The sequence below is a fragment of the uncultured Comamonas sp. genome (assembly GCF_964277875.1).
In the GTDB taxonomy this organism is placed as follows: Bacteria; Pseudomonadota; Gammaproteobacteria; order Burkholderiales; family Burkholderiaceae_C; genus Comamonas; species Comamonas sediminis.
Genome location: NZ_CAXYJV010000020.1, coordinates 1 through 23776, shown reverse-complemented (window position 1 = coordinate 23776; position 23776 = coordinate 1). Strand labels below are relative to the sequence as shown.

The following is a 23776-nucleotide window of genomic DNA, read 5'->3' as shown; positions in this document are numbered from 1 at the left end:
ATGGCATGTTCAAGAACATGATTTTTTACCGCATCTCCGAAGCCTGGCAGCCGGATTTGGTGGCGCTGGATACCGCCTTGGCCAAGCAGCAGTTTGAGCAGTGCGGTGCCACCCAGGAAAAGTCCACCGGCTGGGTGCCCCCGCGCGGCGAAGAGCACGGGGCCATGGTCGAATCGGTGGGCGGCCACTGGATCTTGCGGCTGATGAGCGAGAGCAAGATGCTGCCCGCGAGCGTGCTCAACCGCAAGCTCGATGAGAAGCTCGCCCATATCGAAGCCCAGGAAGGCCGCAAGCCCGGCAAGAAGGAAAAGCAGGAGCTCAAGGACGAGTGCAAGCTGGATCTGCTGCCGATGGCCTTCACCAAGCAAGGCGGGCTGTGGATCTGGATCGATCCGCAGGCGCGGCTTTTGGTGCTGGACACCAGCAGCCAGGGCCGGGCCGACGAGGTGATCACGATGCTGGTGGAGGCCTCGCCCGGTTTTGCCGTGGCGCTGATCGATACCCAGAACAGCCCCCAGGGCGCGATGTCCGCCTGGCTGCACAGCTACGATGCGCCGGCTGGTTTCAGCATCGACCAGGAGTGCGAGCTCAAGAGCGCCGACGAATCCAAGGCCGTTGTGCGCTATGCCCGCCACCCGCTGGGCATCGACGAGATCCGCGAGCATATCGACCAGGGCAAGCTGCCCACCAAGCTGGCGCTGACCTGGGACGACCGGGTCAGCTTCGTGCTGACCGAGGGCCTGCAGCTCAAGAAAGTGGCCTTGCTCGATGTGGTGATGGAAGGCGCCAGTGAGGATGGCGGCTTCGACGCCGACGTGGCCATTGCCACTGGTGAGTTCAGCCAGCTGATTCCGGATCTGATCCAGGCGCTGGGCGGTGAAGGCCGCACCGAGCTGGGCCAGTTGCCTGACCGGGGCAATAAACCCGCTGCAGCGGCCCTGGAAGGGGCTGCAGCGCCCGTCAAACCGATCAGCCTGGGTGCGGGCGTGGGCAAGCCTTTCGATGCGTCTGGCACGCCTGGAGGCATGCAGACCGGTCCCAAATCGGCGCCGGTGGACCAGGATCCGGATTCCAGCCCCTTCTGACGGCTACCCCACAGAAACAGCAACGCGCTCCCAGGAGCGCGTTTTTTATGGCTGAGGCGGTTGTCTGTCCAAGCGTTCAATGCTTGCAGCAGCTGGCCGCATCTGGCGCCGCCGCAGGATCCGACAGACTGTCGAGAATAGGGCAGTCCGGACGCTGGTCGCCATGGCAGCTGTGCACCAGCGTCTGCAACGAGCGCTCCATCGCTTTCATCGCGGCAATGCGCTCGCGCAAGGTCTCGATATGCTTTTGCGCAATCTCCTTGACCGAACTGCTGGCGCGCTGCTTGTCGTGCCACAGGTTGAGCAGGTTCTCGATCTCCTCCATCGAGAAGCCCAGATCGCGGCTGCGGCGGATGAAGGAGAGCGTGTGCACATCCGACTCGGTATACAGGCGGTAGCCGCTGTCGGTGCGGTTCACATGCGGCAGCAGGTTCAGCGACTCGTAGTGGCGGGCCATGCGTGCAGAAATACCCGCCAGCTGGGCCGCTTTGCTGATAGACACCGGCCAGGCGATGGACCGCTCAGCCGCAGGCTTGCGTGACGGGCGGGCCATGCTTACAGGACCTGGTAGCCTTCGGCCGTGATGGCCGCTGCGATCTTGTCTGCCGGCTGGCTGGAGTCAACGACGACCTTGCCTTGGGCGCGGTCAATCGCTACCTTGGCCTGGGCGTCGAGCTGCTGCACAGCCTGGGTGACGGCGCGCTCGCAGTGGCCGCAGGTCATGCCCTGGACTTGGAAGGTGTTTTGCATGGGGTTTCCTTTCAATGGTTGATGGCCTGATCTTGAAAGCTGACACGGTGTGAAGGTCAAGAGCAGGGTCTTTACGCGATGCACCCGTACAAGGATCGGGACATCGGCACCGCATCACCATCGCATCGGCCCGGATGTGTTTCACGTGAAACAGCATCCCCTGGCCGGCAGAGCGATTACTGCTTTTCTTCTGCAATGGCCTGTTGTACCGCAGGCCGGGCGCCCACGCGTTGCATGAAGCTGGCCAGGTTTTGCAGGCCGCTGGTGTCGACACCGACAAACTTGCTCCAGCCGCACACGGTGAACAGGTAGGCATCGGCCACGGTGAAATCCGTGCCCATCAGGAACTCCTTGCCTTCCAGCTGCGAATCCACCCAGGTCAGACGCTTGAGCACATGCACGCGGGACATGTCCTTGACGGTGTCGGGCAGGTTGGGGTTGAACAGCGGCGAGAAGCCCTTGTGGATCTCGGTGCCGATGAAGCCCAGCCATTCCTGCAGCTGGTAGCGCTCAAAGGTGCCGTTGGCAGGTGCCAGCTTGGAGGCTGGCGCCTGGTCGGCGATGTACTGCACGATGGCCGGGCCTTCGCGCAGGCGCTGGCCATTGTCCAGCTCCAGCACGGGCACATAGCCCAACGGGTTGATGGTGTAGAAGTCGGTGCCATCCTTGAGCTGGTGGGTCTTGGTGCTGGCCATCTCCAGGGTGAAGGGCAGGCCGGCTTCCAGCAGGGCAATATGGGGCGACAGCGAACAGGCGCCAGGAGAGAAATACAGCTTCATCGACAAATCTCCAGTAAAGGTTAAAGCCGAACCATGCTATCGCTTTTGACAAGGCTCTGCAGCAGCGGTGGATGCGGCGCAATAACACGGCTGCCGGCGTGTAAACACCCCAGTCATTAAAATAGCGGGCAAAACCGACTATTTGCCATTTCGGCAGAAGGGCTGACTGACTGCGAGGCGCATGCCTTGCGAGCCCTGGAATGAGGCCCCATGAGCCAAACCCCCTATACCTACCCGCAAGAATTCGATGTTATCGTTGTCGGTGGCGGCCATGCCGGCACCGAGGCAGCGCTGGCCGCTGCACGCATGGGCAGCAAGACGCTGCTGCTGACCCACAATATTGAAACCCTGGGCCAGATGAGCTGCAACCCCAGCATTGGCGGCATCGGCAAAGGCCATCTCGTCAAGGAAGTGGACGCGCTCGGCGGCGCGATGGCGCTGGCCACCGACAAGGGCGGCATCCAGTTCCGCATTCTCAACAGCTCCAAGGGCCCGGCCGTGCGCGCTACCCGCGCCCAGGCCGACCGCATCCTGTACAAGGCGGCGATCCGCGAGATGCTGGAGAACCAGCCCAACCTCTGGCTGTTCCAGCAAGCGGTGGATGACCTGATGGTGGAGGGCGACCGCGTGGTGGGCGCCGTGACCCAGGTAGGGATCCGCTTTCGCAGCCGCACCGTGGTGCTGACGGCCGGTACTTTCCTGGATGGCAAGATCCATGTGGGCCTGAACCACTATGCCGCTGGCCGTGCCGGCGATCCGCCAGCGGTCAGCCTGTCGGCGCGGCTGAAGGAACTGAAGCTGCCCCAGGGGCGCCTGAAGACCGGCACCCCGCCGCGCATCGATGGCCGCTCGATCGACTTCAGCCAGTGTGAAACCCAGCCTGGCGACGGCATGCCCGGTGGCGTGAACGAGGGCCAGTTGCCGGTGTTCAGCTTCATGGGCGATGCGGCGATGCACCCGGCGCAGATGCCTTGCTACATCACCCACACCAATGCGCGCACGCACGAGATCATCCGCAGCGGCTTTGACCGCAGCCCGATGTTCACCGGCAAGATCGAAGGGGTAGGGCCGCGCTACTGCCCCAGTGTGGAAGACAAGATCAACCGCTTTGCCGACAAGGAAAGCCACCAGATCTTTCTGGAGCCTGAAGGCCTGACCACCCACGAGTACTACCCCAATGGCATCTCGACCAGCCTGCCGTTCGATGTGCAGTACGAGTTGGTGCGCAGCATGAAGGGCCTGGAGAACGCCCACATCCTGCGCCCGGGCTATGCGATCGAGTACGACTACTTCGACCCGCGCTCGTTGAAAAACAGCTTTGAGACCAAGCAGATCCAGGGCCTGTTCTTTGCCGGCCAGATCAATGGCACGACCGGCTATGAAGAGGCGGCAGCCCAAGGCCTGTTTGCCGGCCTGAACGCCGCACTGCAATGCCGGGGTGAAGGCCCCTGGACGCCGCGCCGCGATGAAGCCTACCTTGGCGTGCTGGTGGACGACCTGATCACCAAGGGGGTGACCGAGCCCTACCGCATGTTTACCAGCCGTGCGGAGTTCCGCCTGCAGCTGCGTGAAGACAATGCCGACATGCGCCTGACGGAAGAGGGCCGCAAGATGGGCCTGGTCGACGATGCGCGCTGGGATGCTTTCAGCCGCAAGCGCGACGCTGTTTCACGTGAAACAGAACGCCTCAAGGCCACCTGGGTGAACCCACGCATCGTGACTGCCCAAGAGGCCGAACGTGTGTTGGGCAAGGCGATGGAGCGGGAGTACAACCTGTTCGAGCTGCTGCGCCGTCCGGGTGTGGACTACGCGACGTTGATGACCATGAACGAAGGCGCTTACCAAACCAGCGACGTTTCACGTGAAACACTGGGTGGTTTGAGCGAGTCCGTGGTGGAGCAGGTCGAGATCGGCGCCAAGTACTCGGGCTATATCGACCGCCAGAAGGATGAAGTGGAGCGTGCGGCCCATTATGAAAAGCTGCGCCTGCCCGCCGAGCTGGACTACATGCAGGTGACGGCCCTGTCGTTTGAGGTGCGCCAGAAGCTGCAAACCCACCGCCCTGAAACCCTGGGCCAGGCATCGCGTATTTCCGGTGTCACACCTGCTGCCATTTCGCTGCTGATGGTGCACCTGAAAAAAGGCGGCTTCAAAGGATTCAGCACTGCACAAGAGGTAACGACTGCATGAGCGCTCTGTTGGAAGCCCCCCTGCGTGACGGCATACAGCAACTGGGTCTGTCGCTGGATGACCAGCAGATTGCACAGCTGATGGCGTTTCTGGATCTGCTGCAGAAGTGGAACAAGGTCTACAACCTGACCTCGGTGCGCGACCCGCAAGAGATGCTGACCCACCATCTGCTCGACAGCCTGGCGGCCGTGCCGCCGCTGGTGCGCCATTTGCAGGGCACGGGTCTGCCGGCCCCCAGGCTGCTCGATGTCGGATCGGGTGGTGGTCTGCCTGCCGTGGTATTTGCGATCTGTCTGCCCCAGCTGGATGTGAGCTGCGTCGATACCGTTGGCAAGAAGATCGCCTTCATCCAGCAGGCGGCAGCGGCGCTGCGCCTGCGCAACCTGCACGGCATCCAGTCGCGGGTGGAGCAGCTGAGCCAGCAGTACGACGTGGTCAGCTGCCGCGCCTTTGCCGCGTTGCAGGATTTCACCGCCTGGTCGGCCCAGACCCTGAAGGCCGATGGCATCTGGCTGGCGATGAAGGCCAAGCGCCCCGACGATGAGCTGGCTTTGTTGCCCGCCACGGTACAGCTGCTGAACATCGAGCCGCTGCAGGTGCCCGGTCTCGATGCCGAGCGCTGCATTGTCTGGATGCGCCACCAAGCCTCCTGATGCCAGCGTGCTGCGGCTCAGCTGCGGCGCTGAATCCCATCCCTGCAGAGCCCCGATTTTTCGGGGCTTTTTGTTGACGCTCGGGCCGGTAACAACGCGCATTTTGCTGGCAAGCAAGCGGGGCCGTCGTTTACACTCAAAGTTTCCATTGCAGGGGCGGCACATGTTTGGCATTTCTGACTATGGTGCATTTGTCTTCGCCGTGCTCCTGTTCTTGATGATCCCGGGGCCTGGCAACCTGGCGCTGATCACCTCTACGGGCAAGGGCGGCATCAAGGCTGGCCTGGCGGTCTGTGCCGGCTGCATGGCGGCTGACCAGGTGCTGATGTGGCTGGCGGTAGCCGGCGTCGCAGCGGTGCTCACAGTCTACCCGGCGGCCTTCCACGCGGTGCAATGGCTGGGCGCGGCCTACCTGGGCTGGATTGGCTACAAGCTGCTCACGGCCAAGCCGGGGGACCAGCCGGTCATCCAGATTGCGCCCAGGCATTATTTCAAGCAGGGCTTTGTCATCACCCTGATGAACCCCAAGGCCATCGTTTTCTACATGGCGTTCTTTCCGCTGTTCGTCGATCCGGCGACCCACCGCGGCATCCCCACCTTTGCCGTGATGGCGGCCACGGTGGCCGTGATCAGCCTGGCTTACTGCACGGTGGTGGTGCTGATCACCAAGATGCTGGCCGAGCGCCTGCGTGCCAACCCCGCGCTGGTCAAGTGGATGGAAAAAACAGCGGGCGTGTTTTTGATCGGTTTTGGCCTCAAGCTGGCCCTGACCAAATAAGTTAGTGGACGAAGCGAGTTCTCATGGCAAAAATCTTCTGTATCGCCAACCAAAAAGGCGGCGTTGGCAAGACCACCACGGCAGTCAATCTGGCGGCGGGTCTGGCCCGGATCAAGCAGCGTGTGCTGCTGGTCGATTTGGACCCGCAGGGCAATGCGACCATGGGCTCGGGCATCGACAAGCGCGCGCTGGAAACCTCGGTCTACGACGTGTTGCTCGAATCGAGCACCATCAAGGAAGCAGCTGTCCATTCCGAGCGCTGCGGTTACTGGGTGCTGGGCGCCAACCGCGAGCTGTCCGGTGCCGAGGTGGAGCTGGTCGAGCTGGAGCGCCGTGAAAAGCGCCTCAAGGCCGCACTGGAGGCGAGCGATGCCGACTTTGACTTCGTGCTCATCGACTGCCCGCCCAGCCTGTCCATGCTCACGTTGAACGGCCTGTGCTCGGCCCATGGCGTGATCGTGCCGATGCAATGCGAGTACTTTGCGCTCGAAGGGCTGACCGACCTGGTCAACACCATCAAGCAGGTGCATGCCAACCTGAACCGCGACCTGGAGATCATCGGGCTGCTGCGCGTGATGTTCGATCCGCGCATCACCTTGCAGCAGCAGGTGAGCGACCAGCTGCGCGAGCATTTCGGCGACAAGGTGTTCGACACCGTGATCCCCCGCAATGTGCGCCTGGCCGAAGCGCCCAGCTATGGCCTGCCGGGCGTCGTGTTCGATCCGGCCGCCAAGGGCAGCAAGGCCTTTGTCGAGTTCGCCAAGGAAATGGTCAAGCGCATCAAGCGCATGAAGTGACAGCTTGCCTTGGCCGCTGCACGACAGACCTCCGGTGCCCGGCATGCGGAGGTCTTTTTCATGGCCGCAGCGATGCCGCTGGCGCCCGCATTGCGTGCGAGAGACATTCGGGCACAATAAGGGTTTGCATTTCTTGGAAACAGCGCAGTACGGTGGCGCTTTTTTTGCTATTAAAAAATGAGCATTGAATCCTCGTCCATCAAGCTGCTGCCAGGATGGCAAAACAGCGGGCCAGGCCATTGGCAAACGGTGTGGGAGCAGCAATGGGGCTATGAGCGCGTGCAGCAGCACGACTGGCTGCACCCCAAGCGCGGTGACTGGACGGCACGCCTGCAGGATGTGGTGCTGGATGCGCCGCAGCCCGTGGTGCTGGTCGCCCACAGCCTGGGCTGCATCCTGACGGCCTGGTGGGCCGCCCATTCGCCCCAGGCGGCCAGCAAGGTGCGTGGCGCGCTGCTGGTGGCACCGGGCGATGTGGAGCGCCCCGACCTGGCCGAACACATACCCGGCTGGTCGCCGATTGCGCTGCAGAAACTGCCCTTTCCCGCCATTCTGGTGGGCAGCCAAAACGATCCCTATTGCAGCGCCGAGCGCGCGCAGTGGCTGGCCAGCAACTGGGGTGCCCGCTGGGTGGACCAGGGCGCCTGCGGCCATATCAATGCCGAGTCCGGCCTGGGCGACTGGCCGCTGGGCCAGGCGCTGCTGGCCGAGCTGATGGCCGAACCAACAAAGGTGAACTGAAAACCATGGCAACCAAAAAACCCAAGGGCCTGGGACGCGGCCTCGAAGCACTGCTGGGCCCCAAGGTCGAAGACGCGGCGCCCGCCAGCGACGACAAGGGCCAGCTGCCGCACCAGTTGCTGCTCGATGACATGGTGCCTGGCGTCTACCAGCCGCGCACGCGCATGGACGAGGGCGCGCTGTATGAGCTGGCCGAAAGCATCAAGGCCCAGGGCATCATGCAGCCCATCCTGGTGCGCAAGCTCGCTGCGGGGGACAACGCCGGCAAGTACGAAATCATCGCCGGCGAGCGGCGTTTCCGCGCCGCGCGCATCGCTGGGCTGGCCGAGGTACCGGTGCTGGTGCGCGAGGTGCCCGACGAGGCCGCCGCCGCGATGGCGCTGATCGAGAATATCCAGCGCGAAGACCTCAACCCGCTGGAAGAGGCACAAGGCCTCTCGCGTCTGGTGGGCGAGTTCCAGATGACGCACGAGCAGGCTGCGCAGGCAGTGGGCCGTTCGCGCTCGGCCGCCTCCAACCTGTTGCGTCTGCTGAACCTGGCCGAGCCGGTGCAGACCATGCTGATGGCAGGGGATCTGGATATGGGCCACGCGCGTGCCCTGCTGGCGCTGGACCGCGCTGCACAGATCACCGCTGCCAACCAGATCAATGCGCGCAAACTGAGCGTGCGCGAGGCCGAGAGCCTGGTCAAAAGGGTCAGTGCCGAGTTTTCCGGAGAAACCCCGGTCAAGGCCAAGGCGGCCAAATCCCGCGATTTGAAGCGGGTGGAAGAAGAGCTGTCCGACCTGTTGATGGCGGAGGTAGAGGTACGGGTTAAAAAACGCGTCAAGCGTGCCGGCAAACTCGAAGAGATGGGTGAACTGGTAATCCAGTTTGGTTCTCTGGATGCTCTGAATGGATTGATTGATAAATTACGTGGATAATGCACCGGCCATGTGCTGCACGCCGTTATTTTGGTGACATTCGCTAACAACTTCGCTTAAGAGTGGATAACGCTCCGAGGCGGGTTCTGGAATCAGGTAATCCGTGTCCGCAGCGCAAAGCAAAAATACGAAATCGAAGCCATCGAGCCTGGAAGCCATTCCGGGCTCGCTTTGAATGCACAACTGATTTACTTGCGGGAGAGCGACATGAAAAAGGCAGCATTGGCGGCACTGGCCGTCTTGGCATTGGCAGGCTGCGAAAGCACCGGTATGAAGCTGGGCGGCGGCACCAACAACATGGTGACCGGTGGCGCTGCTGGGGGCAGCAGCCAGGGTGAAAACAGCCAACTCGAAAAATGCGATTCGCCGGTGGGTACCGTCTCCCTGGTCGAGAACCAGCAAGCCGGTTGGTACACCATTCTGCGCAATGAATACCGCCTGCCACCGACTGCCAACCTGCTGCGCGTGCTGATCCAGCAGTCGAACTGCTTTGTCGTGGTCGAGCGCAGCGCTGCCGGTATGAACGCGATGAACCGCGAGCGCGCGATGATGGACAACGGCGAAATGCGCAAGGGCAGCAACTTCGGCAAGGGCCAGGTGGTCGCGTCGGACTACGGCCTGACGCCTGAAGTGACCTTCAGCGAAGACAATGCCGGTGGCTTTGGTGCGGCCCTGGGCGGCATCCTGGGTGGCCGTGGCGGCGGCGCGCTGGCAGGTGTGGCGGCCAACAGCAAGACCCGTGAAGCCTCGGCCATGCTGACCCTGGTGGACAACCGCTCGGGCGTGCAGGTGTCCTCGTCGACCGGCAACGCCAGCAATACCGACTGGGGTGGCTTTGGCACCTTGTTCGGCGGTGCAGCAGGCGCTGGCATCGGGGGCTACTCCAACACTTCGCAAGGCAAGGTCGTGTCGGCCGCTTTCGTCGATGCCTACAACCAGATGGTGCAGGCGCTGCGCAATTACAGCGCGCAATCCGTCAAGGGCCAGGGCCTGGGCGGTGGTGGCCGCCTCGGTGTGGATGGTGCCGCAGCGCCCAGCCAGACCTCGGCACCTGGCGCCAAGACCAATGTGCGCCTGACGATGAAGCAAGCGCAGCAGCGCCTCAACGAGCTGGGCTACGACGTGGGTACGCCTGATGGTGCCTCCGGCCCCCGCACGCAGAACGCCCTGCGCTCCTTCCAGCAAGACCAGGGCCTGTCGGTGACCGGCCGCCTGGACCAGGCGACGATGCGCCAGCTGTCGGAATAAGCCTTCCGCGCAGACTGCAGCCTCGCCCGGCTACCCGCCCGCCGCTCGCCCCGGCGGGCTTTTTCATGCCTTGTCGGTGGCCTCGTCGATATCGGCAGGGGGCTGGGTTTCCATGAACTCCTCGATATCGCAGCGCAGCCGCAGCTCCCGTGCGAGCAGCTTGTGCAGCTGGCGTGGGTCCATCGGCTTGTGCATCAACGTCGCTCCCAGGCTGCTGGCCATCTGCAGCCGTTTGGGAGCCGTGTCGCCGGTCAGAATCACGTAATGGGGGAGTGTCTGCTGCCAAGGCGCATGCTCGGCCGTGGCATCGCGCACGGCCCGCACCACCATGCTGCCGTCTTCGGTGGGCGACAGGCGCAGGTCGGTCAGTACCACGTCAAAGGGCTTGCTGTTGCTCTCCTGCATATGGCCGATGAGGCGCCGCACCTGGTCCACCGTGGCGGCGCTCATCACCTGGCAATGCCATTGCTCCAGCATGCTGGCCAGGCCCACGCGCACCAGCGGCTCATCATCTACTACCAGCACCTTGAGGCCATGCAGGGACGAGTAGTCGCCGTCGTCAGGCTGCTCCCACAACCCGGCGACCAGGCCATAGCCGCCGGCGGGCACGGCCTCGGCCATCAGGCTGACGCGGAACACGCTGCCGCGCCCAGGGATGGACGATAGCGCGACCTGCACGTTCAGGATATCGGCCAGCTCGCGCACGATGGCCAGGCCCAGCCCCAGGCCCTTGCTGCCCATGTGGTGGTCCTCGCCCACCTGGCGGAACTTCTGGAAGATCAGGTCGTGGTGTTCGTCATCGATGCCCACGCCGGTATCCCAGACCTCGATCACGCGCTGCAGGCCGCGTTTGCGCACCCCCAGCAGGACACCGCCCTGGTCGGTGTAGCGCAGCGCGTTGGACACCAGATTGCGCAGCAGCATGAACAGCAGCGACTGGTCGGTGTAGATCCAGTCCTCGCTGTCGCGCACGCGGAAGACCAGGTTCTTGGCATCGGCCTGCGGGCCGAACTCCTTCTCCAGTCGGCGCAGAAAGCCGGCAATGGCTACCGGCTGAAACTTGGGATCGAGCACCCCCGCCTCGATGCGCGAGTAGTCCATCAAGGTGTCGAGCATCTCGCGGCTGGCCGACAATGCGGCGCGCGCATGCTCCAGCACCACCGCCTGCTGGCTGTTGAGGCCCGAGCCGCGCAAGGTTTCCAGAAACAGGTTGAGTGCCTGCACCGGCTGGCGCAGGTCATGGCTGGCGCCGGCCAGAAAGCGGTTCTTGGCGCGCACCGCGTTCTGTGCCGAGCGGGTGTGGTCGCTCAGGTGCTTTTTGTAGGAGGCAATGGCGCGGCCCAGCTGGTCGATCTCGTCGCCCCATTGCTGGGGCACCGCATAGATGCCGCCAAACTCGTCATTGCTGACCTCGCGGCGCAGCGCCACCAGGCGGCGCGACACCGAGGCATGCATGTAGATGCCCGCCATCACCACGCAGAGGATCAGCACGGCCACCAGCCAGTTCAGGTTGCTCTGCTGCGCGGCCACATCGCGCGACAGCTGCATGCTGCGCTCATTGAGCTGGCGCCGCAGGTCGGCTGCGGCGCGGCTGGCCAGCAGTGACATGTCGGTCGCCAGCATCTGGTTCTCGGCCACCAGATGGAAGATGCTGCGCTCGTCCTGGCCATGCTGCGCGGGTTGGAAGATGGCCTGGCTGAGCTGCTGCACATTGGCGTTGAGCGCGTTGCGCTTGGACTGCATCAGCGGGTCGATGCTGCCATCGAGCTGCGTCTGCGTCATCTCGCCGAGCAGCTTGTCCAGCCAGCCCATGCGGTCGGTCAGCTCCACCATGTTCAGGCGCCGCTCGCCGATGTCATTGGTGATGGCCACCAGGCGCGCATAGCTGCCGATCATCTCGCTTTGCTGCATCACGCGGGTGCTGGCGATGAGCTGCTCCATCTCGACGCTGGACAGCTGCTGCAAGGCCTGGTTGGTGCGGCGCAGGCCCTGCAAGGTCAAGGCAAACACCACCGCAATGCCCACGGCCAGAATCACCAGCATCAGCAGGATGCGCGAGGTCACCGACATCGGAAAACTGCGTTGGTCCGTGGCGGTCTGTGCAGCAGCAGGGGAATGGAGGCGGTCTGGCATAGGCATCAGTTCTGCCAGCGCAGGTCTTCGAGCGCAAAGGTCGGGATCGGGCACCGCGACCACATGCCCACCAGGCCCTTGCGCATGAAGTTGCGCTCCGGCCGCACGACGATGAAGGCATTGACGGCGTCTTCGGCCAGCTGCTTTTGCGCCTGGCCCAGCCATTCATCCAGCTCCTGGGGCGACGCCGAAGCGCGCAGCTTTTCCCAGATCTTCTTGAACACCCGGTTGTGGTAGTTGAAATAGTAGTCATCGCGCGCATAGATGCCGATGTCCATCGGCTCCACATGCATGATCAGGCTCAGGTCATAGTCCTTGCGCTTCATCACCTGGTCCAGCCAGGTGGGCCAGTCCATGCGGATGATCTCGACCTGCAGGCCGATGGCTTCCAGCTGCGCCGCCACGATCAGGCTGCCATAGCGCCCGTAGTCGGTGGGCGGCACGGCCAGCCGCAGACTGGTGCCGGGAGCGGTCCCCGCCTGGGCGAGCAAGGCCTTGGCCTGGGTCAGGTCGTAAGGGTAGCGCTGCACCAGATCGACATAGGCCGGGTGGTGCGGTGAGAAGTGGCTGCCAATGGGCAGCACCTCGATCGAGCTGCCGTAGATGCCCTGGTAGCGGCTGCGGTCCAGCGCATGGTTGATGGCACGCCGCACCCGGATATCGTCGAGCGGAGCGCGGGCATTGTTCATCGCGATCAGCAGCTTGCCTTCGACACCGCGCTGCCCCATCACATAGTCGGTGCGCGCCATGAACGAAGCCGTCAGCCGGGTCACCGAGCTGAGCGCATCGATGCGGCCTTCGGCCAGCATGTTTTCGGTCTCGGCCGCGCTCGACATAAAGAGGAAATCGGCCATGCGGATGGCCGGCTTGCGGCTGTCCCACCATTGCTCATTGCGCACCAGCGTGATGGACTTGCCCTTGGTCCATTTCTCGACCCGGTAGGGGCCGGTGCCCACCGGCGTGCTGGCATTGCTGGCTGCGCTGTCGGGGTGCACCATCACCGCACCGGGCATCGCCAGTGCATAGCTGAGCAGCGCGTCGGGCTCGCTCAGGCGGATGCGCAAAAGGTACTCGTCCTTGGCCTCGACGGATTCGAGCTTGTCGAACCATTCCAGGTAGGCATTGGTGTTCCTCATCTGCAGCAGCCGCTGCAGGCTGAAGGCGGCGGTCGCGGCATTGAAGGGCTTGCCATCGTGGTAGCGCACATTGCGGCGCAGCACCATGTCGACCTGCTTGCCGTCTTGGCTCACCGTCCAGCTCTGCGCCAGGCGCGGCTTGATCTGGCCTTGGCCATCGATGATGGTCAGGCCCTCGAACACATTGGCATAGGTGATCTCGCTGGCGGTGGCGGCCGCGGTGCTGGTGATGTCGAACGAGGAGGGCTCCAGCGGTATGCCGATGCGCAGGCGGTCGGACGCAGCCTTGGCGGGCGCGAGGCCGACCAGGCAGCAGAGCAGCAAAACGGCCAGGGCCCAGCGCATCCACTGGGGCTTGTCTTGGGGGCCTGTGTCCATCATGGCTTCCTGGTTGTGCACTTGCCTGGCAAGGGGCCGGCAAGTGGCATGGCGCTGGCGCTTGGGCGGCGCCGGCAGCGGCTTTATTTGATGGCCGTGGCGGGCAGGATTCCGTTGCGCTGTGCCACCAGCACCGCCTGGGTTCGGGTATCGGCGCCCAGGTGCTTGAGGATGGATGCCACCTGGTTGCGGATCGTGTGTTCGCTCAGCCCGAAATGCTTGGCAATGGCCTTGTTGCTGAAGCCCTTGGCCAGCATCTTGAGCACCTCGTACTGGCGCAGCGGCAGCACTTCGGCATGCGGCTTGGCGTCTGGCGTCAGGCTGCGGCCGCTGGCCTTGTGGATGTTCTGCTCCATGCCCAGGCTGCGCAGCAGCCAGTGCTGCACCTGGGCGCAGATGGCCTCGGGCTCCAGCGCCTTGGAGATGAAGCCGGAGGCGCCCTGGCGCACCGCATCGCGCATCAGCTCCGGGTGGTCATGGCCGGAGAGCATCACCACATAGGCACCGGGCCAGCGTTTGCGGATCTGGCCAATGCCTTCGAGGCCATCGCAGCCCGGCATGCTGATGTCCAGCATCACCAGGTTGACCCAGTGCGCTTGCGCCACGGCATCGGTGACCGAACCGGCCTCATGGATGTCGGCCTGCAGCATGTTGCTGCTCGACAGCATCATGCGCAGGCCCTGGCGGAAGAGGGGATGGTCGTCCACCAGCATCAGTGATGGGAGAGGAAGTGTCATATCCGCAGTCTCCTTCTTGCGGCATCGGCGAGGCAGGTCGTCATGGGCCGTACCTTACATCTATTTACTAAAGCGACCAATAGTCCAAATGCACTAGTGCCTCGACCGAAGCCGTGATGCCAGCAGCTGGGGCAGCATGGATAACCTGCATCTTTATGATTTTAATGAATTAAATTCCAAATACGGCCTGAGTTCCGGCGCGGATTTTGGTCATTTTTCAGCCCCCGAGCTAGTACATCTGGTCTATTTACAATTACTTACGGTCAGCCGAACATCCTTCCCATGCGATGGCTGGCCGCCATGGGATGCCTGTCGTCGCTCCATCTGTTTTGCCCATGAACAGCACAACACCCAACTGTGAGGACGACATGAAACACAGCGCCATCTACCTTGCCGCCGCCCTGCTGGCGGCGGCCGCTTCCAGCCACGCTCAAGGCTGGCTCGGCGAATCGGTGCCCTGGCAGTTCCAGACCAGCGCCGACCGGGCCAACCGGGCCCTCACCAACGACCTGGTCGAGAAGAAAAAGGGCGGCTACTACGACGCCTTCAAGAGTACCTACATCACCAATATCGAGCGCCAGGTGAACTGCAATTTCCAGCCCACCGCCGCTGGTAACAGCAGCTCGGCCGACCAGGCCAACCAGGTTGCATCGCCGCAGACCAATGCATCGGCCGGCAACAGCGCATCGAGCACCGGCAGCGCCAGCCAAAGCAGTGACAACCTGGGCCGGGGCGGTGTGGCCAACAACAACCAGAGCAACACAGGCGCCATCAGCAGCGGCGTGCAGGGCAGCCCATCGAGTACCACGATGGCGCCCATCAACAGCGAAAACGCCCATGGCCAGCAGGACATGCAGGTCGCGCAGAACAACAGTGGTAACCAAAGCACCAACGTGAGCGGCAGTTCAGCCTGCCAGTTCGGTGCCAGTGGCGCCATCAACTAAGCGCGGACGGAGGACCCCATGCACGCATTGAACCTTTCCCCCCTGTCCACAATCAGCCCGTTGCGCCGCCGCACGCTGACCGCCTCGGCCCTGGCCGCAACTTTGCTGCTGAGCGGCTGCGCGCTGCCCACCTACCAGCAGGTGCGCATGGCCGATGACGAAGCGCCCGTGATGCAAGGCCCCGGCCCGCGCCACAACGGCACGCCGCTGGACAACAGCTTTGCCTGCCTGTCGCACCGCATCGTCGAGCAGCGCAGTGGCCGCGCACCGCTGTCCATTGCCGTCGGTGACATCAAGGACTACACCGGCAAGTACTCGCAGGGCGATGGCAATGTCGTCACCCAAGGCGGGTCCTTGATGGTCTATTCGGCGCTCGGCAAGCTCGGCGGTGCCATCGATGTGCGCGAGCGCTTCGACACCCGCGTGGCCGAGCTGGAGCTGGCCTATACCGACCGGCGCCAGCTGGGTGACGGCAACCAGCACGCACTGGCCGATGAGAAGGGACAGCGTGCGGTGCCCTGGCTGCCGTACTACGGCGGCTCCATCCTCCGTTCCGACTACTACATCATCGGTGGCCTGACCGAGGTGAACTACAACATCCAGTCCGGCGGCATCGAAGCCCAGGTCAACCAGATCGGACCGCGCTTCCGTGTCTTCACGATGAATGTCGGGGCCGACCTGCGCATCGTCGAGACCAAGACCTTGCGCGTGGTGCGGGCCGTCAGCCTGCAAAAGCAGATCGTGGGCCGCGAGATCGGTGCGGGCATCTTCCGCTTCTTCGGCAGCAACCTGTTCGACATCAACGCCGGCAGCAAGGACCTGGAGCCCGTGCAACTGGGCGTGCGCACCACGTTGGAGCAGGGCGTGCTGGAGCTGATCAGCACCGTGACGCAAACCCCGGCAGGCCCTTGCATGGACGGCGCCAGGACGGCGGCTGGCGAGCCCGCCGCAGTACCACCAGCAGCGATGCCCGCCGACACCGCGGCAGCTGCCGCTGCGCCTGCGCATGCAGCGGCCGCCGCTCCTGCTGCTGCGGCCACCCCGGCCATGCCGGAGAAGACGGCTGCTGCGATGACCTCGCTGGATGTGGTCTTTGAAGAGAACAACACCCGCATTGCCCAGCAATCGGCCACCGCCGCAGAGACCGTGGCGACCCGGCTGCGTGCTGGCCAGGGCGTGCGCATGGCGCTGTTGGCGCGTGAGAACGAAAACGACCAGAACCCCGCCCGGCGCGATGCGCTGACCGAGGAGCGCCTGCAAGCGCTGCGCGCCGAGTTGGCCCAGCACGGCATTCCACCCAGCCTGGTGCAAGTGCAGTGGCGGCCTGCGCCCGGCGACACCACGGTGCACCGCTACGGCGCCGGCTACCGCCTGCTGGCCCGCCTGCAGATCAAGCCCTGAGTGGCGTCGTTCCTGTAGCTACCAATTTAATAGCTTATAGCGCTTTATAGACGGGCACTTAGAGCATAAAACACCCAAATCACGTCTAGTTTTCCTCCCTGTACCACTAGGAGACAGTCATGTCCCACAAGCACCCAACCTCTCTTCGCCGGGCACGCCTGGCTCCACTGGCCGCTGCGGCCGCATTGATCGCTGCCACCTCGGGCGTGGCGCTGGCGCAGAGCAACGGAACCCTTCCGGTGACCGGGCCCACAACCAACCAGACCAGCGATGGGGTCGTTAACGCACAAAACAACAGCAATGCGCAGTACACCACCTTTCCCGGCAACGGTGTGGTGAATGGCAATGGCGTGGATGCGCTGGCTATTGGCAACCAGCACCGGCTCGATACCGGTGCCGCTGCTGCCCTGACCATCAACAACCAGCTACCAGCGCAGCCAACGGTGGACATTGCCCAGCAGGTCAATAGCACCGTCAGCAGCATCACCTCGGGCACGGTCGGCGTCAATGCCGCCAATGTGGTCGGCAACCACGATGGTGATACCGCCAGCGTGAGTAACAACGAAGCCAGCGCAGCGGCGATCGGCAGCACGGCAGTGGGCACCATGCAGATCACCGGCACGGCGGTTGACATGAACACCCCGGCGACGGCTGCCGTCACCCAAGGCCAGGCGGCAACCGGCGCGGTGACAGCCATCACTACGCTGAACCAGGTGGGTATCCGGCTGAACCAGACCGGTGGTGCCAACCCCGCCAATGCCATGGACAACCTGAGGCTGAGCGTCTCGGGCAACAAGATCGATGCCAGCGCGCAGGCCAATACCACCCAGGCAGGTATCCAGGTGCAGGGCAGCAGCGTCAATGTGGGGGCCGATGCCAGCAGCAGCGTTGACCAAGTGGCCGAGGGCAACGTTTTCGGCATCAGCTCGGTCGGTAATTTGCTGGGTATCCGGGTTCAGGGCACCCCCAACCAGCCCATGACGGACAGCACGCTGAGCGTGAGCGGCAACCAGGTGCAAGCCTCCGCTGGCGGCAACCAGCAGACCAGTACCCTGCAGATCACGTCATCCGGTGACGTGGTGCAGGCGCCCAATACGGTTTTGGGCACCACGGCGACCCAGGCCAATAGCGGTGTTGTCATCGCCTCAGGCTCGGCAACCACGCTGGGCATCGACAACCAGAAGCCTGGCTCGGCCAACAACAGCTACAGCGTCGCCGGTAACAGCGTCAGTGCCCAAGCCGATGGCAATAGCGGCAGCAACCGCACGGCCGTGGCGGCTGCAGGCTCCATCAGCGGTGCGGCGTTGGAGACTACGAATTCCCAAACCCTGAGCTCGCCCGTTGTCACAGCTGGTGCCAATGTGGGATCGCTGGGCGTGCAGACCCTGGACAGCACCAATGACACCCTGAGCGTCAGCGGCAACCTGGTACAGGCCCAGGCCCAGGGCTCCAGCGCCAGCAACCAGACCCGTGCCGGCGCCAGCAACATCGCTGACAGCCAGGCCACCACGTCCAACACCCAGCTGAACATGGGTGGTGCCGTTTCGGCCAGTGCCAGCGTTGCGCGCATCGGCAGCAGCTCCACCAGTCTGTCTGGCACCAGCCTGACGGTGAGCGGCAACCAGCTCAGTTCCGAAGCGACGGCAGCCTCCGCCACCAACGACGCCCAGCTCGGTGCCGATAATGCGGTGACGCAATCGTCCGCGCTGGTGACCAACACGCAGGGCCATGCGACGGGCGAGGTCCAGGCTAGCACCGGATCCAACCTGGTGGGCGCAACTACCACCAGCGCCAGCAATGCCACCTTGGTAGTCAGCGGCAACCAGTTCAACGCCAACGCTGCCAGCCAGAAGGCCAGTAACCTGGCCCGTGTCAATGCCACCAACGGCGTGACAGACGCTGCCACTGCGGTCATCAACCAGCAGGGCCATGGCTCAGGCGATGTCAGCGCCACGGTCGCCGGGCTCACCAGCCTGAGCCCTTCTCCCGATCCGGTCCCCATGCTGATCGGTCTGCGTGCCAATACGGCCTCGGGTTCCAGCCTCACGGTCAGCGGTAATGTGGGCGGCTCGGACGCGATCATCAACCAGGCGGACAACCAGGTCGCGCTCTCTGGCAGCCGCATCAATGGCAACTCGGCAGCCTACCTGTTCAATGTGCAGGCCGTGCAATCGGGCAATGCAAGCGCACTGACCAAGGTCAACCTGGGCGTTGAGGGTACGAGCAACCTGACACCTGTCACCACGCGCGCAGGCGGCCATGAACTGGTGGTGAGCGGCAACCAGTTCAGCGCCAATGCCAGCCAGAACCAGGCAACCAATGCGCTGGACATCCAAGCCACCAGCACCTTGAGTGCGGCCGGCACCCAGCCCAACCTGTTGGGCAACCTGCAGTTGTCGGCAGGTGACACCACGGCCACCACCGAGATGCAGATCCTCAGTGGCCGCAGCGTGGTCACCGATCCCAGCGGCAACACCACCATCACTGGCAACCAGGCCAGCAGCCTGGCCCGTGCCAACGTGGCCAACAACCAGCTGACCGTGACAGCCGGCACGCTTGCGAGCGACCAGGCCGTCTTACTGGGCAATGTGCAGGGTAATTCCGGTGCCGTGGCTTCTACCGCCAGCCTGCAGATGCAAGGCACTGCGGCCAACCGCCTCGATGGCAACATCACCACCACCGGCAACCAGGCGCTGGCAGTGGCTGCAGGCAACACCTCGCTCAACAGCGTGCAAGTAGGTGCAGGCACGGCGCTCAACAGCGGATCGGCCGTGGGCCTGCTCAATGCGCAGACCAACAGCGGCAATGTGGTCGCCACCGCAAGCCTGAACGCCGATGCCTTCACCCGTGGCAGCTCGCTCAACCTGAGCGGCAACACCGCCAGCGCCACCGCCGTAGGCAACAACGCTGACAACGTGGTGAATGTGTCGGCCTTGCCCGGTCAGCAAATGGCCAGTGCGGCACTCGTTTCCAACCAGATCAACAGTGGCAACGTGTCGGCCGTCGTCAATGGCAGCTACAGCGCCTCCGGTGTGCCCGCTACCAACGGCATCAATGTATCGGGCAACCGCTCGTCTGCGGTGGCGATTGGCAACCGTGCCACCTCGTCGATGACATTGGGTGTGCAATAAGCCGTAAGGCCTTGCACTTTGACAGCCCGCCTGGGAAACCAGGCGGGCTTTTTTGCGCGCGTCGGAGGCAGCCGCATATCGCACCCTTTGCGTGCGAAATGGTGGCGGGGCTAACCTGCCGGGTTTTCCACTGCAGGAGTTTTTGATGAACCTCGCGATACCGCCCTTCTGGGCATCCTGGCTGTACCGGCCGGTGGAGTTGCGCATCGATGTGAGCCCGATTCCACCCCAGCAACTCGAAGGCGAATGCGCCTCCATCCACGATCGCATCCACACCCCCGGTGACAGGCTCCATGGCCTGCCCGAAATCCCTTTGTCCGACCCCCGTTTCGCGATCCGCTACCGCAGCGCCGATGGCGAGTTCTACGTCTATGTCGAAGACCAGCTGGAGCACCGCATTGCGGGCTTTACCGTCTTCAACCGCCTGATCGAGCTGGACAGGCGCGCCGACCGCTACATACGCGGCCCGCACAGCCGCTTTGACCCCGCCTACCAGCGCAAGGGCCTGGCCTCCTGCATTTACCGCTGGGCGCTCGATGCAGGCCTGTGCCTGGTCACCGGCGCGCGCCAGTCGCCCGGTGCGCATGCGCTGTGGCACAAGCTCTCGGCCAGCCACCGCCTGGGCTATGTCGATATCACCAACAAGAAGATGCAGTACCTGGGCGACCGCATTGCACCCGAGCGGCTCGATCCGCTCAGCACCCGCATGTTTCTGCTGGGCCAGGGCTGGTCACTGGGCAGCTTTGCGGCAGCGACTGGCATGCGCTGCGACTGAGGCCGGCCTGCCGCATCACGTGGGCCGGCGCATCACGAACTTGCCGGCCTCGCTGATCGTGAAATAGTCACCCGGCCCGCCGCCGCGCAGCAGCGGCTTGCCCGCTGCCGTCTGGTAGATGCCGTCCTGCAACAGCTGCTCGTCGATGTGCACCTTGACCACCTCGCCCAGCACCAGCCAGGTAGGCACCTGCGTGCCTTGCGCGGTCTGCAGCTGCACGATCTGGGTGCAGCGGCATTCCATCGTCACCAGGCTGGCTTGCACGCGCGGTGGGCGCACCAGGTGCGAGGGTTCGGTGGTCAGGCCCGCCAGTTCGAACTCATTGACCTCGGGGCCGACGGCTGCGCAGCTCTGGTTCATCGCCTCGGCCAGCGATTCGCTCGCCAGGTTCCACACAAATTCGCCGGTGGCCTCGATGTTGTTCAGGCTGTCCTTGCGGCCCACACTGGCAAAGCCGACGATGGGCGGCACATAGTTGAAGGCATTGAAGAAGCTGTAGGGCGCCAGGTTCAGCACTCCGCTGCTGCTGATGCTGGAGATCCAGCCAATCGGGCGCGGGCCGACGATGGCGTTGAACGGGTCATGGGGCAGGCGGTGGCCTTGGCGGGGTTCGTAGCTGTGCAGGGGCATGGTGGGGCAATGACAGAGGTTGGAGACGAGACGGGGGATAACAGATTCTTAGCGGGTTTGCATACCCAGAAAACGTACCGGCGACAGACCGCAGGCGCGCTGCACCATCGCACTGAAGGCACTGGGGGTGTAGCCCAGCTCGGCGGCAATCTGGCCAATGGCCAGGCCGCTGGCACCCAGCTCCACCGCCTTGGCCAGAATGACCTGCTGGCGCCACTGCAGGTAGGTGCAGCCCAGCTCCTGGCGGAACAGGCGCGCAATGGTGCGGGGGCTGGCGCCGCTGTTGTGCGCAAAGGCCTGCAGGCTGTCATGCGCCAGCGGGTCGTCCAGCACCGCCTGGCACAGGCTGTGCAGGCGCTTGTCGCGCGGCATGTCCACCCGCAGATCGAGCTGGGTGGCCTGGCGCAGCTCATCGAGCAGCAGCGCGCTGACATGGCGCTCGCGCGCCAGTTGCGCGGCGCTGGGCGCAGGCCCGCCATCCGGTTCGGTGGACAGGTCGCAGACCAGGGCGCGCATCAGCTCCGAGACTTCCAGCACGCGGCAGCGCCGCCACAGATTGGAGGCGCTGTCGCCCGGGCCCGGGCCGCACTGGCCCTCGGCCTGGTAGATGTAGAGGGTGCGCAGCTCGGCCGTCTCCACCAGGGTTACTGCATGCTCGACCCCGGGCGGAATCCACAGCGCGCGCCGGGGCGGCACCACAAAGGTGGCCGACGGCACGCGCAGGTGCACGGTGCCGGTGACCGAGATGGCCAGCTGCGCCCAGGCATGCTGGTGGGGCAACACCCGGGTGTCGCCGCTGAGCTCACGCAGCTTGGCGCGCACCGGCCGCTCGGCGGTGGGCACAAACAGATGCGGGGTGAGCGAGTCCACATACAGCCAGGCACGGCGGGCGCTGGCAGCGTCGCCTCCGGCGGCAATGCGTGCCGGTGGGGGCGGGGTGGCAGTCACGGCAGAATTCATGGCGGCAGGGCGCAAGGCGGTTCGCGGTGGGCAAGGGCAAACGTGCCAGGCGCAGCAGCTTGGCACATTGGCGATAGTAATCGTCCTTCTGTCGCATACATGCCGACAGGGCTTTGGCTAACATCGCTGCCATGACAACCAGCACAACAACATCGACCGCCGCACCGGACCCCGGCGCACCCGACCCGAGCGCCTTGGGCAGCCTGCGGCAGGATTCGCGCACCATCGGCCTGGTGGGCCTGGCCCATGGCTCCTCGCACTTCTTCCACCTGCTGCTGCCGCCGCTGTTTCCCTGGTTGATTGCGGACTTCGGCTTCAGCTATTCCGAGCTCAGCGTGCTGGTGTCGGCCTTTTTCATCGTCTCGGGCGTGGGCCAGGCGCTGGCCGGCTTTGTGGTCGACCGCTTTGGCGCCCGCCCCATCATGTTTGCCGCGCTCAGCAGCTTTGCGGTGGCCGGTGTCATTGCCGGCACCGCCAACAGCTATGCGCAGCTGATGCTGGCCGCCATCTTTGCCGGCCTGGGCAATGCGCCCTTCCACCCGGTGGATTTCACCATCCTCAACAAGCGCCTCTCGCCGCAGCGCCTGGGCCATGGCTTTTCGGTGCATGGGCTCTCGGGCAACCTGGGTTGGGCGGCTGCACCGGTGTTCATGGCCGGCATCACCTCGGCCACCGGCTCCTGGCGCATCGCCTGCCTCTGCGGCGCTGCACTGGCGGCCATCATCCTGGCCATCATGGTCATCAACCGCGATGCGCTCGATGACCGCGTCAGCCTGGCTGGCGCTGCGCCCAAGGCCGCCGGTGCGGCCGCCGTCCCGCAGGAGCACCCGATGGCCTTTCTGAAGCTGCCATCGGTCTGGCTGTGCTTCTCCTTCTTTTTCTGGACCACCTGCGCGATGAGCGCCATCCAGTCCTTCTCCAGCCCCGCATTGCAGCAGCTCTACGGGCTGCCCGCCAGCATCACCGCCTATGTGGTGACCGGCTACATGCTGTTTGGCGCCGCCGGCATGGTGCTGGGCGGTTTTCTGGTGGGCCGGGTGGAGCGGCTGGAGAAAGTCATCTCCGCCTGCCTGCTGTTCTCCGGCATCTTGCTGGCGCTGGTGGGCACCGGCTGGCTGCCCGGCTATGTGGCCTTGGGCGTGGCCGCGCTCGCCGGTATCGGCACCGGCCTGGCCGGCCCTTCGCGTGACATGCTGGTCAAGCGCGCTGCGCCACCGGGCGCCACCGGCCGGGTCTACGGCACCGTTTACTCCGGCCTGGACCTGGGCTTTTGCCTGGCCGCCCCGGTGTTTGGCTTCATGCTGGACCACCAGATGAACGCCGGCGTGTTCTTTGGCGCAGCCGTGGGCATGGTGCTGAGCGTTGTCTCCGCCGGCTTTGTCGGCGCCGGGGTTGCCGCACGCAAGCAGAAAGCCGCTGTGGTGCCTGCATAACCACGACTCTGCCTACCCCCCAGGTAGCAGCAGAAAACCCGCCAGAAGGCGTTAAAAGGCCCGCGCAACCGCTTGGTGGCGCGGGCCTTTGGCTAAGAACCTGTTCAAAGTCTCTACGCAGCCGCGTTGGAGTGCAATCGGGATGAGTTCGAAGCGATGGTCCGCAGCTTGCAC

At 64.1% G+C, this 23776-nt stretch carries 22 protein-coding genes; 14 read left to right on the top strand and 8 right to left on the bottom strand.

All coding sequences use genetic code 11. From position 1 onward, the window contains the following. Positions 1-5 precede the first annotated feature (5 nt). Positions 6-1085 (top strand): recombination-associated protein RdgC, encoded by a 1080-nt coding sequence (locus tag ACHWUQ_RS07610; protein WP_312834844.1) that lies wholly within the window; start codon positions 6-8, stop codon positions 1083-1085. A 76-nt stretch (positions 1086-1161) separates the two neighbouring features. Here the strand turns inward: ACHWUQ_RS07610 and cueR are convergent, their stop codons facing one another. The 3 genes from cueR to gstA all read right to left on the bottom strand — a co-directional run bounded on the left by cueR (position 1162) and on the right by gstA (position 2614). Then, positions 1162-1638, bottom strand: coding sequence for a Cu(I)-responsive transcriptional regulator (gene cueR / locus ACHWUQ_RS07605; RefSeq protein WP_312414541.1), 477 nt, complete (start codon positions 1636-1638; stop codon positions 1162-1164). A gap of 2 nt (positions 1639-1640) precedes the next feature. Then, the gene (locus ACHWUQ_RS07600) at positions 1641-1835 is read right to left on the bottom strand and encodes a heavy-metal-associated domain-containing protein (RefSeq protein ID WP_394680773.1); all 195 of its coding nucleotides are present in this window, start codon (positions 1833-1835) and stop codon (positions 1641-1643) included. Between the two features lie 176 nt (positions 1836-2011). Continuing rightward, positions 2012-2614 carry a glutathione transferase GstA gene (gene gstA, locus ACHWUQ_RS07595; RefSeq protein ID WP_239810059.1) on the bottom strand — a complete coding sequence of 201 codons (603 nt, stop codon included), beginning with the start codon at positions 2612-2614 and terminating at the stop codon, positions 2012-2014. Between the two features lie 210 nt (positions 2615-2824). On the opposite strand from gstA, the gene mnmG reads away from it, so the two are divergent. The 7 genes from mnmG to ACHWUQ_RS07560 all read left to right on the top strand — a co-directional run bounded on the left by mnmG (position 2825) and on the right by ACHWUQ_RS07560 (position 9944). Beyond that, positions 2825-4804, top strand: coding sequence for a tRNA uridine-5-carboxymethylaminomethyl(34) synthesis enzyme MnmG (gene mnmG / locus ACHWUQ_RS07590; protein WP_394680772.1), 1980 nt, complete (start codon positions 2825-2827; stop codon positions 4802-4804). Beyond that, positions 4801-5457 (top strand): 16S rRNA (guanine(527)-N(7))-methyltransferase RsmG, encoded by a 657-nt coding sequence (gene rsmG, locus ACHWUQ_RS07585; protein WP_312453212.1) that lies wholly within the window; start codon positions 4801-4803, stop codon positions 5455-5457. Before mnmG ends, rsmG begins: the two co-directional genes overlap by 4 nt. 163 nt (positions 5458-5620) lie before the next feature. After that, complete coding sequence (locus ACHWUQ_RS07580) at positions 5621-6235, top strand: LysE family translocator (RefSeq protein WP_394680771.1); 615 nt, start codon at positions 5621-5623, stop codon at positions 6233-6235. A 23-nt stretch (positions 6236-6258) separates the two neighbouring features. Further along, on the top strand, positions 6259-7032 hold the full coding sequence (locus ACHWUQ_RS07575; RefSeq protein WP_230774034.1) for a ParA family protein: 774 nt from the start codon (positions 6259-6261) through the stop codon (positions 7030-7032). Between the two features lie 177 nt (positions 7033-7209). Further along, the gene (locus ACHWUQ_RS07570) at positions 7210-7773 is read left to right on the top strand and encodes an RBBP9/YdeN family alpha/beta hydrolase (RefSeq protein ID WP_373449284.1); all 564 of its coding nucleotides are present in this window, start codon (positions 7210-7212) and stop codon (positions 7771-7773) included. 5 nt (positions 7774-7778) lie between these two features. Then, a complete protein-coding gene (locus tag ACHWUQ_RS07565) occupies positions 7779-8696 on the top strand; it encodes a ParB/RepB/Spo0J family partition protein (RefSeq protein ID WP_312414524.1) in 918 nt (305 codons plus the stop codon). Positions 8697-8903: 207 nt separating this feature from the next. Then, the gene (locus ACHWUQ_RS07560) at positions 8904-9944 is read left to right on the top strand and encodes a peptidoglycan-binding protein (RefSeq protein WP_312453210.1); all 1041 of its coding nucleotides are present in this window, start codon (positions 8904-8906) and stop codon (positions 9942-9944) included. Between the two features lie 63 nt (positions 9945-10007). Here the strand turns inward: ACHWUQ_RS07560 and ACHWUQ_RS07555 are convergent, their stop codons facing one another. The 3 genes from ACHWUQ_RS07555 to ACHWUQ_RS07545 all read right to left on the bottom strand — a co-directional run bounded on the left by ACHWUQ_RS07555 (position 10008) and on the right by ACHWUQ_RS07545 (position 14328). Next, entirely contained in the window at positions 10008-12077 is a 2070-nt protein-coding gene (locus tag ACHWUQ_RS07555; RefSeq protein ID WP_394680770.1) for a hybrid sensor histidine kinase/response regulator, read from the bottom strand. Between the two features lie 5 nt (positions 12078-12082). Further along, positions 12083-13591, bottom strand: a complete 1509-nt coding sequence (locus tag ACHWUQ_RS07550) for an ABC transporter substrate-binding protein (protein WP_394680769.1) — start codon at positions 13589-13591, stop codon at positions 12083-12085. An 83-nt stretch (positions 13592-13674) separates the two neighbouring features. Next, the gene (locus tag ACHWUQ_RS07545) at positions 13675-14328 is read right to left on the bottom strand and encodes a response regulator transcription factor (protein ID WP_239810066.1); all 654 of its coding nucleotides are present in this window, start codon (positions 14326-14328) and stop codon (positions 13675-13677) included. Between the two features lie 136 nt (positions 14329-14464). Here ACHWUQ_RS07545 and ACHWUQ_RS07540 point away from each other — a divergent pair, with 136 nt between their 5' ends. The 5 genes from ACHWUQ_RS07540 (at position 14465) to ACHWUQ_RS07520 (ending at position 20579) form a co-directional block, all read left to right on the top strand. Continuing rightward, on the top strand, positions 14465-14689 hold the full coding sequence (locus ACHWUQ_RS07540) for a hypothetical protein (RefSeq protein WP_312453206.1): 225 nt from the start codon (positions 14465-14467) through the stop codon (positions 14687-14689). Positions 14690-14696: 7 nt separating this feature from the next. After that, the gene (locus tag ACHWUQ_RS07535) at positions 14697-15272 is read left to right on the top strand and encodes a hypothetical protein (protein ID WP_394680768.1); all 576 of its coding nucleotides are present in this window, start codon (positions 14697-14699) and stop codon (positions 15270-15272) included. A gap of 18 nt (positions 15273-15290) precedes the next feature. Continuing rightward, on the top strand, positions 15291-16673 hold the full coding sequence (locus tag ACHWUQ_RS07530; protein ID WP_394680767.1) for a CsgG/HfaB family protein: 1383 nt from the start codon (positions 15291-15293) through the stop codon (positions 16671-16673). A 119-nt stretch (positions 16674-16792) separates the two neighbouring features. Then, entirely contained in the window at positions 16793-19804 is a 3012-nt protein-coding gene (locus ACHWUQ_RS07525; protein WP_394680766.1) for a beta strand repeat-containing protein, read from the top strand. A gap of 145 nt (positions 19805-19949) precedes the next feature. Beyond that, the gene (locus tag ACHWUQ_RS07520) at positions 19950-20579 is read left to right on the top strand and encodes an N-acetyltransferase (protein ID WP_312414495.1); all 630 of its coding nucleotides are present in this window, start codon (positions 19950-19952) and stop codon (positions 20577-20579) included. A gap of 15 nt (positions 20580-20594) precedes the next feature. On the opposite strand, the gene ACHWUQ_RS07515 is transcribed toward ACHWUQ_RS07520, so the two are convergent. After that, positions 20595-21209, bottom strand: a complete 615-nt coding sequence (locus ACHWUQ_RS07515; protein ID WP_394680765.1) for a flavin reductase family protein — start codon at positions 21207-21209, stop codon at positions 20595-20597. 48 nt (positions 21210-21257) lie between these two features. Further along, complete coding sequence (locus tag ACHWUQ_RS07510; RefSeq protein ID WP_394680764.1) at positions 21258-22169, bottom strand: AraC family transcriptional regulator; 912 nt, start codon at positions 22167-22169, stop codon at positions 21258-21260. Between the two features lie 131 nt (positions 22170-22300). On the opposite strand from ACHWUQ_RS07510, the gene ACHWUQ_RS07505 reads away from it, so the two are divergent. Then, positions 22301-23602, top strand: a complete 1302-nt coding sequence (locus tag ACHWUQ_RS07505; protein ID WP_394680763.1) for an MFS transporter — start codon at positions 22301-22303, stop codon at positions 23600-23602. Positions 23603-23776 lie beyond the last annotated feature (174 nt).